The sequence below is a fragment of the Amycolatopsis sp. NPDC004625 genome (genome assembly GCF_040609695.1).
In the GTDB taxonomy this organism is placed as follows: Bacteria; Actinomycetota; Actinomycetes; order Mycobacteriales; family Pseudonocardiaceae; genus Amycolatopsis.
Genome location: NZ_JBEXKX010000030.1, coordinates 1 through 13,002, shown reverse-complemented (window position 1 = coordinate 13,002; position 13,002 = coordinate 1). Strand labels below are relative to the sequence as shown.

Below are 13,002 nucleotides of genomic sequence, written 5' to 3'. Positions count from 1 at the left end.
GGGCGCTCAGCCTGCTCCCACCTCGTGCAGCACGCCCTCCCGGCACACCGCGACCAACCGCCGCGTCGCGTGGATGTCCGTCAGCGGGTCACCCGCCACGAGTACCAGATCCGCCCGCTTCCCCACCGCGATCTCGCCGCGGTCGGCGAGCCCGAACCGCCGCGCCGGCGCCGCCGTCGCGGCCGTCAGCGCCGCCTGCGGCGTGAGCCCGGCCGCCACCAGCAGACCGAGCTCCCGGTGCAGGCTCAGCCCGTGCGCGGTCCCGGGCGCGCCGGCGTCGGTCCCCGCGAGCACGCACACCCCCGCGCGGGCCAGCGGCGCCACCATCCCGGCCGCGTACCCGGCCGCGTAGCCGTCGGCCGCCGCCGGGGCCATCGGCGTCGAAAGCGTCGCCAGGGCCGCCGCGTCCAGGACCCGCGCCTCCGCCGGCTCCGCCGCGCCCGGACGGCCGCAGAAGGATTCCAGCACGGTCAGCGTCGGCACCACGAAGACGTCCCGCGCCGCGAGTTCCGCGGCGAACTCCGGTCCGGGCGGGCGGTCGAACGGCAGGTGCGCGAGACCGTCGGCCCCGGCGCGGACCGCCGCCAGCGCCGACCGGACGTCCGTCGCGTGGACCACCGCGAGCAGCCCGTGCTCGTGCGCGGCCGCGACCAGCGCGGCCACCGCGTCCGCCGTCAGGGACGGCCGGTGTCCCTCCCCCGGCACCGAGGAGGCGAACACCTTCAGGTAGTCCGACCCCTCGGCCACGCGCGCCGCGACGAACGACGGCGCCTCCGACGGTGCCGCGAGCGTCGGGAACGGCCCGAACAGTCCGTGGTGGACGAGCTGGGCCGGGTGCCCGCCGGGCGCGGTGGCGCCGATGCCCGCCGACCGGAGGTCCGAGACCGGGCCGCCGCGCGCGGCCTCGGCCCGGACCGCGCGCAGGACGAGGGGGTCGGCGAACATGTCGAGCTGCGTCGTGACACCGAAGGCGAAACCGTGCCGCAGGCCGGGCAGCGTGAGGTGCACGTGCGCGTCGATCAGGCCGGGCAGCAGCGTCCGGCCCGCGCCCGGGACGACGTCGGCCCCGGCCGCCGGCACGTGATCGCCGATCGCGGCGATCCGGCCGCCGTCGACGAGCACGCTCGTCCGCGGCCGCACGCCGTGGCCGTCGAACACCCGGACGTCGTGGAACAGCAGGGGCGGCACGGCGGACCTCCTCGTGGCACGGGAAGGCCGCCGTCCGGTGCGGACGGCGGCCTGGCGGGACCTGCGGGGTTCAGCGCGGCTCGGGACCGATGATCCAGTGTTCCCGGACGACCATCTCGTGCACGTACCGAGGCTCCACAATGGACAGCAGCTCCTCGTGCGCCCGCTGGTACGCCGGCGACTCCAGCGCCGCGGCGAGAGCGTCGGTGTCGTCGAACCACAGCTGCTGCGCGGCATCCAGCAGCGCCTCGCCGACGCCGTAGTAGCCGTCGCGGGTGGTGCCCTGCAGGTACCGGCGCAGCCCGGGGACTTCGGCGGCGAGGTCGGCGTACTTGCCCCGCAGCCGGTCGCGGAACTCGGCCAGCGGCAGCCCTTCGCGCCGCTTGACCAGCTGGATCAGCTTGACACCGCCCGCGTCGGCCGGGCCGGGGACGACTTCGCGGGCGTCGGTGTCGAGGACCACCGACCGCCAGAAGGCGGCCCAGCGCGGTTCGTCGAGCCGGGCCCCGTTGAGGAACTCGTCGGTCTGCAGTGAGGCCAGCTGCTCCTCGTCGTTGGCCAGCCAGATTTCGGCGACGCCGCTCCACAGCGGATCCGCGGGCTCGGGCCCGAACGGGATCCGCGTGCCGATCAGGTACTTCCGGATCTGCGGGATCTTGGCGGCGTACCGGACCGCGTGCTCTTCGACCCAGTAGCGCTGGAACTCCTGCTCGCTCATCCCCGGCTTGGGGTGGGCGAAGATCAGTTGGTGGATCATGCGGTGCTCCCTTGTCGGTGCGCGTGGTGACCGGATCCCATGGCACCGCGGGGCGCGCGCGGGCGGCAAGGGTGCCGGGCGCACTCCCCCAAGTCGGCCCGCGACCGCACGAAGTAGCCGCCGGATCGGTGCGGTCACCGCGCTCCCGCCGTGAGAATCCGTGGCATGGCTGGACGTGGAGTGCTCGTCACCGGCGGTTCGAGCGGACTGGGTGAGGCGATGGTGCGCAGGTTCGCGCGCGACGGCGACCGGGTCTGGTTCACCTACCGGTCCCACCCGGACGCCGCCGCGCGGCTGGTCGCCGAAGTGGCCGGCTTCGGCGGCAAGGCCGAGGCGTTCGAGCTGGACCAGGGTGACGCCGAGAGCCACCGGCGGCTGCTGGAGCGGGTCCACGGGCCGGTGGACGTCCTGGTCAACAACGCCGCGGTCGGCACCAAGACCGTCGAGAACGTCGTCGACGGGCCGGTGGAACAGCGCGACGAGGCGTTCCTGCGGATCAACAGCGCCGGTCCACTGTGGATGATCCGGGCGCTGCTGCCGGCCATGCTGGACCGCGGCTACGGCAAGATCGTCAACGTCTGCAGCGTCGGCGGCGCGATCGCCACCTTCCCCGCGTTCGACGTCGCCGACGGGATGAGCAAGGCGGCGCTGGCCTACCTGACCCGCCACCTCGCCGCGCAGCTCGTGCACGACCCGGTGCACGTGTTCGCGATCTGCCCCGGCGCGACGCACACGCCGATGCTGCGCGCGAGCCTGCTCGACGCGCTGAGCGAGCCGCAGCTGGCGCAGCTGACCGGCCGGCTGCCCGGCGGCCGGCTGCTCGATCCGGCCGAACTCGCCGAGCTGACCTGGTGGCTGTGCGAAGAACCGGCCGCGTTGCTGCACGGCGCGGTGCTGGACGCCTCCCGTGGTCTCGGCGTCCATCCCGGCCTGGTCACCGGCCCGGAAGCGGGCTGCTGATGGTGGCCAAGCGCGCCGCCGCGCAGGCCGGGCGCGTTCCGGCGATCGCCGCGGCCCACCTGCGCGCCGAGGCGGACCCCTACCACCCGGTGACCAACCCCGGCGGCTTCCTCAACCTGGGCACCGCGGAGAACCGGCTGGGCTGGGACCTGCTGGCCGGCCGCGTCACGGCGCCGCGGCGGCTGACCCCGGCCGACGTCCGCTACGGCCCATTGCACGGCACGCACAAGCTGCGTGAAGCGACCGCCGCGCAGCTGTCCCGGCTCCTGGGCACGGCGGTGGACGCCGACGAGCTGGTGGTCGTCAGCGGGGCCAGCGCCGCCCTCGACATCGCCGCGAGCGTGCTCTGCGACCCCGGTGACGCCGTGGTCGTGCCCGCGCCCTACTACGGCGCGCTCGAAGTCCTGCTCACCGTCCGGTCCGGCGCCCGGCTGCTGCCGGCCCCGATGCGCACGGCGGACGGCTTCCGGCTCGACCCGGCTGTCGTGGCCGAGACCGTGGTGGCCGCGCGCCGCCGCGGCGAGACCGTCCGGGCGCTGGTGCTGACCTCCCCGGACAACCCGACCGGGCGGGTCCACCCGGCCGCGGACCTGCGCGAGCTGCTCGCCGTCGCCGCCCGGCTCGACCTCGACGTCGTCGCCGACGAGATCTACGCCGGTTCGGTGTTCGGCCCGGCGCCGTTCACCAGCGTGCTCGACGGCGGCCCGCGGGTGCACGTCGTCTGGGGCTTCGCCAAGGACTTCGGGCTGCCCGGGCTGAAGGTGGGCGCGCTGTGCAGCCGCGATCCCGAGGTGCTGGCCGCCGCCCGCGCCCTCGCCTACTTCGCCCCGGTGTCGAGCGACACCCAGGCGCTGCTGGCCGGGCTGCTCGCCGACGGCGACTGGGTCCGCGGCTACCTCGACGCCTCCCGCGCCCGGCTGGCGGCGGCCTACAGGGGCGTCACGGCCGCGCTGGCGGACGCCGGTGTCCCGCACCTGCCGGCGAGCGCGGGTTTCTCGGTGTGGCTGGACCTGCGCGCGTGGCTGGCGGAGCCGGGCCCACCTGGCGAACACGAGCTGTGGCAGCGGATCCTGGACTCGGCGCGGGTGAACATCCTGCCCGGGTCGGCGTTCGGCTCGCCCGAACCGGGCTGGTTCCGGCTCTGCTTCGCCACCGACGCGGCGCTGGTGCGGGAAGCGGTCCGGCGGCTGGGTGCGGTCCCGCGATGAGCCGCGGCCCGCTCGACGCGTGGTACGAGGCCGCCGGGGTGCGCACCGGCGTCCGGCGGATGCTGCACGAGGACGCCGAAGCCGGGAAGGTGTTCTTCCCGGAGCGGCTGGTGCCCTACCTGGCGCACGAGGCCGTGGCCGCGCTCCCGGCCGAGCGGCGCCGGGAGCTGGCCGTCCGGCACCTGTACCAGTTCCTGCTGTCCACGACCCACCTGGAGACGCGGGTGGTCAACCGCGGCGCCGAGCTGATCGCCGACGACCGCTGCGGCGTCCCGCTCGCCACGCCGACCCGCCTGGACGCGTTCAAGGTGTACTGCGACGAGGGCTACCACTCGCTCTACAGCCTCGACCTGGCCGATCAGGTGGCGGCCGTGACCGGGATCGCCCTCCCGCGCTGGGACTACGGCGGGTTCGTCGCGCAGCTCGGCGCGGTGGCGGCGGGGAGCTTGCGGGCGTACCCGGATCTCGCGCCGCTGCTGCAGACCGTGGTGTTCGAAACGCTCGTCACCAGCGTCCTCAACGAGGTCCCGGCCGACACCGGGGTCGTCACCACGGTCCGCGACCTGGTCCGCGACCACGCGAAGGACGAGGGCCGCCACCACCGGTTCTTCGCGGCGTTCTTCCACGAGCTGTGGCACGGCCTGGACGCCGCCACGCGATCGGCGGTGGCGTTCGCGCTGCCGGAGCTGATGAAGGGCTGCCTGGTCTGGGACCTCGCCCCGGTGCGGTCGTCGCTGCGCCTGGCCGGGCTGGACGCGGCCACCGCGGCCGCCGTCGCGACCGACTGCCACCGCGACGACGACGAGCGGTTCCGCACGATCTGCCGGTCTTCGCTGCGCATGTGCGCCTCCGCCGGCGTGTTCGAGGTACCCGGCGCGGTGGACGCCTTCGCGGCGCACGGGCTGCTCACCGGCGAGGAGGTCTGATGCCCGGCTACGGGGACTACCTGCGGCTGCCGGCCCTGCTCGCGCTCCAGCGGCCGCAGGCGGGCCCGCGGGCGCGGGACGAGCTGCTGTTCGTCGTCGTGCACCAGGCGTTCGAGCTGTGGTTCAAGCAGCTGCTGTTCGAGCTCGAGGACGCCCGGGACCTGATGCTGACCGGCGACGGGCACGTCCCGCGGCGCCGGCTGGAGCGGGCGGTGGCGGTGCAGCGGATGCTGCTGGGCCAGTTCGACGTCCTCGACACGATGGCCCCGCAGGACTTCCGGCTGTTCCGCGGCGTGCTGGGCTCGGGCAACGGCGGGCAGTCGGCGCAGTTCCACGAGATCGCGCTGCTGTCGGGTGCCCGGGACGGCGGGGGTTTCGACCGCCCGTGGTACTCGACGGCGGAGCGGTCCCGGCTGCGGCGGCGGGCGGCCGAGCCGACCCTGTGGGACGGGTACCTGGCGGTGCTGGAGAAGGCGGGCTTTCCGGTGGCGACCGAGGAGGAGCGGTTCGAGGCCTACGCCCGGATCGCCGCGGACCGCGACTCGCTGTGGGAGCTGGCCGAGGCCCTTGTCGCGCACGACCAGGCGTGGGCCGCGTGGCAGGGAAGGCACCTGCTGACCGTGCAGCGCCAGATCGGGCGCCGCCGCGGTACGGGCGGCACGACCGGGGCCGCGCACCTGGCGGCCCGGCGGGACGGGCGGTTCTACCCGGAGCTTTGGGAGCTGCGCACGCGGCTTTGACGGCCTGTCACGTCAGCGTGGCGCACCTGCGGGACGTGAGCTGCTCCCCCACCGCGGCACCCAGCGGCGTCGCCGGATCCGTGAGGTCGTAGGGCAGGTCGAAGTGGGTGCGGCCGGCGCCGACGAGGTCGGTGACGTCGGCGCCGGCCGCGGTCAAGGTGGCCGCCATCGCGGCGTGCTGACGGACGAACTCGGCGGGTTCGTGCTCGCCGCGGGCCAGGATCACCGGCGGGAGGACCGGGGGCAGCTTGCCCAGCGGGCTGTTCTCCCGCGCTTCGCCGACCGAGAGCCCCAAGGCGTCGTCGACGGTCGAGCCGATCAGCGGCTCGAGCTCGTACAGGCCGCTGAGCAGCGTCACACCGGCGAGGCGAGCACCGCCGGGCAGCAGCGCCATCGCGGCCAGGTGCGCGCCGGCCGAACTGCCGGCGAGGTGGATCCGCGCCGGGTCGATGCCGAGCGCCGGGGCGACGTGCGCCAGCAGGCGGATGGCCTGCCGGACCATCGCGGCCATCTCCCCGAGCCGGTGCGCCGGTGCCAGCCCGTAGCCGAGCGCCGCGAACGCGACGCCGCGGTCCAGGAAGCCGTCCGCGGCGAAGGCGGCCTGGTGCCGTCCGGACTCCTGCCAGAAGCCCCCGTGGACGAACACCATGAGCGGGGCTCGCGGGACGCCCGGGACGGGGAAGAAGTCGAGGAGCTCGGGCTCGGCGGTGCCGTAGCGCAGGGTCCGGTGGCCGCGGGCCCGCGCGGCGGCGGTCCGGGCGGCGTACTCGCCGAGGTAACGCCCGACGTCGGGCACCAGGCGGCCGGGCAGCAGGTCGCGGGGCGAGAGGGTCATCCCGGCACCGCCTCGATCACCGACGCCCGCTCCCCCGGTGTCACCGCGCGGACGGCGAACCCGCCTCGGGCCAGCAGCCGCCGCCAGGCGGGCGCCGTGCGCTCGCGGCCGCCCAGCAGGACCAGCATGTGCAGGTCCAGCAGGTGCCCCGGATGCGGGCCGCCGTCCTCGGGGATCACCTGTTCCAGCACGAGCAGCCGCGCGTCCGCCGGCATCGCCGCGCGGCAGCTGCGCAGGATCCGCACCGCCTCCGGGTCCGCCCAGTCGTGCAGGATCTGGGCCAGCAGGTACACGTCCCCGCCTTCCGGTACCGACACGAAGAAGTCGCCCTCGACGCGGCGGCACCGCTGCGGCACCCCGGCGTCCGAGACCACGCCGGGCCGGTCGAACACCGTCCCGCGCAGGCCCGGGTGCTTCTCCAGCAGCAGGCCGAGCAGCATCCCGTTGCCGCCGCCGACGTCGACGACGTGCCCGACACCGTCCCACGACCGCTCCAGCAGCGGCTGCGCGCGCACCGCGGCCAGCCCCGCCTGCGCCCGGTCGAAGTCCGCCTGCCGCGCCGGCCGCTCCGCAAGCCAGGCGAACAGCGGCGCGCCGAACACCGGCTCGAACGCCGGGCCGCCGGTGCGCAGGCTCAGCGACGCCTCCGCCCAGACCCGGTACGCCTCGCCGGTCATCAGCCGGGACAGGTGCCGCAGCGAACCGGGGACGTCCGAGCGCAGCAGTTCCCCGGCCGGGGTCAGCGCGTACTCCCCGGCTGTCAGGGTGAACAGCCCTTCGCCGGCGAGCGCCCGCAGGAACCGGGTCAGCGCGTCGGCGTCGGCGCCGAGTTCGGCCGCCAGGGTGGCCGCCGTGGCGGGCCCGGCCGCGAGCCGGTCGACGACGCCGAGTTCGGTCACCGCGTGGATCGCCTGGGCCACCACCGCACCCATGATCTTCCGCCGCAGGTCGGCGTACGCGCTCACGCCGGCACCCCCACCGGCCGCGCGGACAACGCCGGGAACAACGGCACCGCGGCCGCCCGGCGCAGGTACTCCGCGCCCGACGTGCCGCCCGTGCCCGGGACCGTGCCGATGATCTTCACCGTGATCCCCCAGTGCGTCCGCTTCATCGCGCACCACGCCTCGTCCAGCCGGACCAGCTCCGCGCACAGCCGGGCGGTGGCCACCTCGCCGAGCCGCTCGGCCGCCCGCAGGGCCGCCTCCTGCAGGGAAACGCCGGCGGCGGTGTCCGGCCGCGGGGCGCACACCGTCTCGATCCGGCGGAAGCCGCGGGACTGGATCGCGCTGCGGCCGCCGGTGTGCGCGCGGATCACCGCGAACGCCTCGGGCGGCATCGTCGTCACCACCCGGTACAGCGCGGGCGAAAGCGCCAGCAGCCGGGCGGCGTCGGCGATCAGCACCCGGGCGCGCCCGACCGCCAGGCGGACCAGCGCGTCGCGCGCCGCCACCAGGGTGTCGCCGATCCGGCGGTACAGCGTCTCGAACAGCTGCAGGCTGCGGACGAACATCTGCTCGTCGTGCAGCGGGGTCATCGGCAGCAGGGACAGCTCGGTGACCACCCGCACCCGCGGGGCGACGGTCTCGGTGGTCTCGGCGATCCAGGACGCGGCGAGTTCGGCGAGGTCCTCGTCGGCGGACGGCACTGGCAGGTCCCGCAGCCGCGCCAGGACACCGAGGCAGGCCCGGGCCCGCCGGTGCTGCGCCCGGCCCGGCTCGCGCCCGAGGGCGCGGACCTCCAGCCCGAGCAGGTCGGCGGCCAGGGCCTGCAGCAGGTCCGCCGCCGCCCGGTGCGGGGGCAGGTCGGCGCCGGCCGGGCTGTCCAGCAGCGGCACGGCCAGGTAGCCGTCGTAACCGCCGCCCGCCTGGTCGGCCGTGCACGGCAGCCAGTCCGGCAGCGGCCACGCGAGCCGCGCGCGACCGCCGCCGGAGAGTCTGCTGTGGACGGTCCACAGCAGGGCGGTGAGCTCGTCGCCGGCGTAGGCGCGGCCCACCGCCCGGTAGTGGCGCAGCACCGGGGCGAACGGGAACCGGGCCACCTCGGCCGGCCCGATCGGGGCCGGGGCGCCGGCCAGCCACGCGTGCACCGCCGCGACGGCCGCGCGCCGGTCGCCGCCACGCGCCGCGGCCTCGCTCACACCGCCGACCCCGGTCCCGCCGGGCCACCCGGCGTTGTCGTCCGCTGCCACCACCGTGCTCGCCACCTTCCGCCGGATCTCAGACCTGGTAACGCTTCTTGACGTCCTCGGCGAACCCGAGGTAGTCCCGCAACGGCCAGACCGCTTCGAACTCCAGGTACTCCCGCATCGGCAGCCGGCCGAGCGCGGTCCGGTCGAGCTCTTCGGCGTCCGGCGAGTCGATGATCGCGATCACCCGCTTCTGCGCGGCGACCTTCCAGATCCCGACGCAGAACCCTGAATCGACGGTCTCCTGGGCGTGCTCGGCCTCGTCGGCCTCGACGTCCCACAGTTCGTCGAGGGTGATCCGGCCCTCGTGGTTCCATCTCATCTGGACGTAGAACAACATCGGCGTGGTCCCTTCCGCGGGCGGGAAACGGTCAGAGCGCCCGGATGCGGGCGGTGAGGCGGTGGTCCGGGCCGAACACCTCGGCGGCGATGTCGAACGCGGTCTTGCCGTCGTGCCCCTCGACGTCGACCCGGGCCCCGGCGTCGAGCAGGATCGACGCGCAGTCGTCGTAGCCGTGCCAGAGCGCGTCGTGCAGCGCGGTGTAGCCGTTGGTCGCGCCCTGGTAGTCCAGGTCGGCACCCGGGGCCGAGGCCAGCGCCGAGGTGATCGCCGCGTGTCCGTTGTAGACGGCCTTGTGCAGCGGGCTCGCCCCGAACGTCGGCTCGGTCGCGTTGACGTCGGCGCCGCCGCGCAGCAGCAGCCCGGCGATCTCGGCGTGCCCGTCGCGCGCGGCGACCAGCAGCGGGGTGTGCTGGTCGTTGAAGCCGTTGAGGACCGGGTACCGCGCGTCGACGTCGGCGCCGGAGGCGATCAGCGACCGCACCCGCTCGACGTCGTTCGCGGTCACCGCGGCCATCAGCCGCTGCGCCGCGACGGCGTCCTCGTCGGACTTCGCGCGGTCCTTCAGCGCCTGCTCGGCTTCGAGCAGCTTCTCCTTGCCGAGCTTGTTGACGTTCAGCTCGTACTCGAAGTGCTCCTTCATCGAGAAGCCGTAGTGCGTCGAGAGGTTGACGCCCGCGCCGAGCTCCAGCAGGTACCGGGCGATGTGCGGCCACTTGTACCAGAGCGCGTCCATCAGCGGGGTGTGGCCGGTGGTCGCGGCCACCGCGTCGACGAACGCGCCCGCGTCCACGAGCACCCGCACGGTCGCCAGGTCGCCGCGCTGGACCGCCTTGTGCAGCGCGGTCGCGCCGCCGCGGCTGTCGGTGGTGAACACGTCGGCACCGCCGTCGACCAGTTCGCGCACGACGCCGGCGTTCCCGAGGCCGGCGGCGACCAGGAACGTCGTCAGCCCGGTGGCGGGGTCACGGCGATCCGGGTCGGCGCCGTCGCGAACGAGCCGCCCGGCCTCTTCGCGGTCGCCGGCGCGGACCGCGGCCAGCAGCCGCTCGTCGATGTCGGAGCGGAACAGCGCGATTTCCGGGCTGGCGTCGAAGAACGCGCGCCAGTGCGTGACCAGGCCGTCGTCGCCGACGGTCAGCACCATCGCGAACTCGAAGTCCACCTCCATGCCGGTCCGGTGGTGCTTGAGCTTCTGGTAGTTGACGACGAACGCGCGGTCGTCTTCGACGACCATCTGCCGCTGCTCGAACTCGGTGACGTCGGCGTAGAGCGTGCGCAGCCGGAACGCCTCCAGCACCTCGTCCTTGCCCCGCCAGACGCGCAGGTTGGGCACGATCGTGTTGAACTCGTTGCCGGGCAGGTCGAAGACGATCGCCGGGGAGAGGGCGGCGAGCACGCCCTCGACGTTGCCCGACGCGACGTCGGAGAACAGTTGCGTGACCACCGCGCGGGTGCTTGTGCTGTCCGCCATGAGAGATCCTTCGGCCGTTGTGTCTACTGTGGTGTGCCGGGCCTTTCCGCTCCCCAGCACACCGCGGCCGCGCCGGGCCGGGCAAGGCGCCGCCGCGCACTATCCGAAGTCGCCGCCGGCCGGGCTACTCCGTGCATTCGGCCTTGCCCCGCAACGGATGCGGCTCGACGCTGGAGGAGCCGCCGTCCCCCGCGGCGGCCGGGTGAGCGCAGGAGGGTTCCGCCATGTCCCTGTCCCCAGAACTACCCCGCTCCACCGACGTGCTCGTGGTCGGCGCCGGGCCGGTGGGCCTGACGACGGGCTGCGCCCTGCGCACGCTCGGGATCGACCACGTCGTCGTCGACCGCGCGCCCGGGCCCGCGGCGCATTCGCGGGCGTCGGCGGTGCACGTGCGCACGCTGGAGTCCCTCGCCGCGATCGGGGTCGCCGACGAGCTGGTGGCGCGGTCCATCCCGGGGCGCACGTTCACCGTCCGTGACGCGGAAAAGGTGCTGCTGTCCATCCCGTTCGCAGAGCTGGACACGCCCTACCCGTACGCGCTGAGCATCCCGCAGATGACCACCGAGGAGGTGCTCGCCGAGCGCTACGCCGCCCTCGGCGGCACCGTGCACCGCACCACGTCGCTGCTCGACCTGCGCGACAACTTCCCCGGCAGCACGGCGTCCGTTGTGGACTCCGACGGCGTCGTCCGGGCCATCGACGCCCGGTACGTGATCGGCGCCGACGGCATCCACAGCACCGTCCGCGACCGGATCGGCGTCGCCTTCCCCGGCGGCGCGCGGCCGCAGACCTTCATGCTGGCCGAGGTCACCATGGACTGGCACGGCCCGGAGGACGAGGTCGTCACGTTCTACTTCTCCCTGCGCGGGCTCGGCGCGGTGGCGAAGATCCCCGGCGACCTCTACCGCGTGGTGGCGCTGGTCGGCGACGACGCCGGCGTGCCCACCCGCGAGGACGTCCAGGAGGTCATCGACACGCGCGGCCCGGGTGCCGCGGGCGGGCGCGTGCGCGAGGTCAAGATGGCGTCGAACTGGCGGGTGCACGAGCGGCTGGCCGACAGTTTCCGGCGGGGCCCGGTGTTCCTCGTCGGCGACGCCGGGCACGTGCACAGCCCGGTCGGCGGCCAGGGCCTCAACACCGGCGTCCAGGACGCGCTCAACCTGGCCTGGAAGCTGGCCGCGGTGCTCGACGGCACCGCCGCCCCGGCCCTGCTGGACACCTACGACGCCGAGCGGCGGCCGGTCGCCGCCGGGGTGCTCGGGTTCACCGGCACGCTGACCGAGATTTCCACGCAGACGAACCCGGCGAGCATCGGGCTGCGCAACGAGGTGCTCGACTCGGTCGCGCAGCTGCCGGCGTTCCGCTCGTGGCTGGCCACCCGGCTGGCCGGCCTGCACATCTCCTACCCGGGCGAGGACGGCCCGCACACGCCCGGCCCGGGACGGCGGGTGGCGCCCCGGCGCGGGATGGCGCCGGGCATCGGCTGGACGCTGGTCATCCCGCCCGCCGCCGACGCCGTCGCAGTCAAGGAGGCCGCCGAAGCGAGCGTCACGCCGATCACCGTGCTCCCGGACGGCGACGCCACCCACGCCACGCTCGTGCGCCCCGACGGCTACGTCGCGCTGACCGCCGACGCCGATGCGGCCGCGACCCTGCCCGCCGGGCTCGCCGCCTGGCTGCGGCGCTCCTGATCCCGGTACCCGGTCCCGGGTCCCCGGTCCGCACCACCCCCGAAGGCAGTACCCCACCGAGGAGGTAGTCCCATGTCGGCACCCTGGTCCCGCCCGCCCGGCTCGGCCACGCTGATGCACGTCGCGATCCTCTGCAAGGACGTCGACGAATCCCTGCGGTTCTACCGCGACGGGCTCGGCTTCGCGAAGACGTACGAGTGGTCCAAGACGACCAGCGACACCGGTCAGGTGCTCTACTGCGACCGGGGCGTCTACGTCGAACTCGACGGCCACACCTACATCGAGCTGTTCCCCGGCGGCCGCGACGACGTCACGTCGATTTCCGGGCCGCTGCAGCACATCGCGCTGATCGTCGGCGACCTCGACGAGGCGTACACGAAGTGCCTGGCCGCGGGCGGCGCCGCCTTCCCGATCGAGGACTGGGACGGCGCGCCGACCCGGGTGTTCATCAACGGGGAGCCGGAGATGGAGGTGCGGGTCGCCTTCGTCCGCGGCCCCGGCGGTGAGCTGATCGAGCTGTACCAGCAGCTCAGCCCGGTGGTGGCGGTCGACCGGACCGCTGCCGCCGCGGGCGCTCCGGCGTAGCGGCACGACGGAAGCGGGGGGGGGCCCGGGGGGGGGGCCCCCCCGGGGGGGGGGCGGGCGGAACCCCAGGCCCCGGGGGAAGAGGACCGGGGGGGGGGGGGGGAGGAACCCCC

13 protein-coding genes are annotated in these 13,002 nt (G+C 74.8%); 6 read left to right on the top strand and 7 right to left on the bottom strand.

Features of this window, described 5'->3' with window-relative positions; all coding sequences use genetic code 11:
- Window positions 1–6: 6 nt before the first annotated feature.
- Together ABZW17_RS29705 and ABZW17_RS29700 are read right to left on the bottom strand one after the other, a co-directional pair.
- Complete coding sequence (locus tag ABZW17_RS29705) at window positions 7–1,188, bottom strand: amidohydrolase family protein (protein ID WP_354821406.1); 1,182 nt, start codon at window positions 1,186–1,188, stop codon at window positions 7–9.
- A 70-nt stretch (window positions 1,189–1,258) separates the two neighbouring features.
- Entirely contained in the window at window positions 1,259–1,945 is a 687-nt protein-coding gene (locus ABZW17_RS29700; protein ID WP_354821403.1) for an EthD domain-containing protein, read from the bottom strand.
- Between the two features lie 165 nt (window positions 1,946–2,110).
- Here ABZW17_RS29700 and ABZW17_RS29695 point away from each other — a divergent pair, with 165 nt between their 5' ends.
- From ABZW17_RS29695 to ABZW17_RS29680, 4 genes are read left to right on the top strand one after another with little or no spacing between them, the layout of a single operon-like run.
- Window positions 2,111–2,905, top strand: coding sequence for an SDR family oxidoreductase (locus tag ABZW17_RS29695; RefSeq protein ID WP_354821400.1), 795 nt, complete (start codon window positions 2,111–2,113; stop codon window positions 2,903–2,905).
- Window positions 2,905–4,113 (top strand): aminotransferase class I/II-fold pyridoxal phosphate-dependent enzyme, encoded by a 1,209-nt coding sequence (locus tag ABZW17_RS29690; protein ID WP_354821397.1) that lies wholly within the window; start codon window positions 2,905–2,907, stop codon window positions 4,111–4,113. Before ABZW17_RS29695 ends, ABZW17_RS29690 begins: the two co-directional genes overlap by 1 nt.
- The gene (locus tag ABZW17_RS29685; protein WP_354821394.1) at window positions 4,110–5,039 is read left to right on the top strand and encodes a diiron oxygenase; all 930 of its coding nucleotides are present in this window, start codon (window positions 4,110–4,112) and stop codon (window positions 5,037–5,039) included. The genes ABZW17_RS29690 and ABZW17_RS29685 overlap by 4 nt, the downstream gene beginning before the upstream one ends.
- A complete protein-coding gene (locus tag ABZW17_RS29680; protein WP_354821391.1) occupies window positions 5,039–5,779 on the top strand; it encodes a tryptophan 2,3-dioxygenase family protein in 741 nt (246 codons plus the stop codon). The genes ABZW17_RS29685 and ABZW17_RS29680 overlap by 1 nt, the downstream gene beginning before the upstream one ends.
- 7 nt (window positions 5,780–5,786) lie before the next feature.
- Here the strand turns inward: ABZW17_RS29680 and ABZW17_RS29675 are convergent, their stop codons facing one another.
- Genes ABZW17_RS29675 through ABZW17_RS29655 form a run of 5 tightly spaced genes read right to left on the bottom strand, consistent with a single transcriptional unit; the run spans window position 5,787 to window position 10,613 of the window.
- Window positions 5,787–6,614 carry an alpha/beta hydrolase gene (locus ABZW17_RS29675; RefSeq protein WP_354821388.1) on the bottom strand — a complete coding sequence of 276 codons (828 nt, stop codon included), beginning with the start codon at window positions 6,612–6,614 and terminating at the stop codon, window positions 5,787–5,789.
- The gene (locus ABZW17_RS29670; RefSeq protein WP_354821385.1) at window positions 6,611–7,579 is read right to left on the bottom strand and encodes a methyltransferase; all 969 of its coding nucleotides are present in this window, start codon (window positions 7,577–7,579) and stop codon (window positions 6,611–6,613) included. The genes ABZW17_RS29675 and ABZW17_RS29670 overlap by 4 nt, the downstream gene beginning before the upstream one ends.
- Window positions 7,576–8,805: a hypothetical protein gene (locus tag ABZW17_RS29665; protein ID WP_354821382.1), complete on the bottom strand. Its 1,230-nt coding sequence runs from the start codon at window positions 8,803–8,805 to the stop codon at window positions 7,576–7,578. Before ABZW17_RS29665 ends, ABZW17_RS29670 begins: the two co-directional genes overlap by 4 nt.
- A gap of 25 nt (window positions 8,806–8,830) precedes the next feature.
- Window positions 8,831–9,139, bottom strand: coding sequence for a muconolactone Delta-isomerase family protein (locus ABZW17_RS29660; RefSeq protein ID WP_033262363.1), 309 nt, complete (start codon window positions 9,137–9,139; stop codon window positions 8,831–8,833).
- A gap of 31 nt (window positions 9,140–9,170) precedes the next feature.
- On the bottom strand, window positions 9,171–10,613 hold the full coding sequence (locus ABZW17_RS29655) for an ankyrin repeat domain-containing protein (protein ID WP_354821379.1): 1,443 nt from the start codon (window positions 10,611–10,613) through the stop codon (window positions 9,171–9,173).
- A gap of 224 nt (window positions 10,614–10,837) precedes the next feature.
- Here ABZW17_RS29655 and ABZW17_RS29650 point away from each other — a divergent pair, with 224 nt between their 5' ends.
- Both ABZW17_RS29650 and ABZW17_RS29645 read left to right on the top strand, forming a co-directional pair.
- Window positions 10,838–12,304: an FAD-dependent monooxygenase gene (locus ABZW17_RS29650; RefSeq protein WP_354821376.1), complete on the top strand. Its 1,467-nt coding sequence runs from the start codon at window positions 10,838–10,840 to the stop codon at window positions 12,302–12,304.
- Window positions 12,305–12,376: 72 nt separating this feature from the next.
- A complete protein-coding gene (locus ABZW17_RS29645) occupies window positions 12,377–12,889 on the top strand; it encodes a VOC family protein (protein ID WP_354821373.1) in 513 nt (170 codons plus the stop codon).
- Window positions 12,890–13,002: the final 113 nt, after the last annotated feature.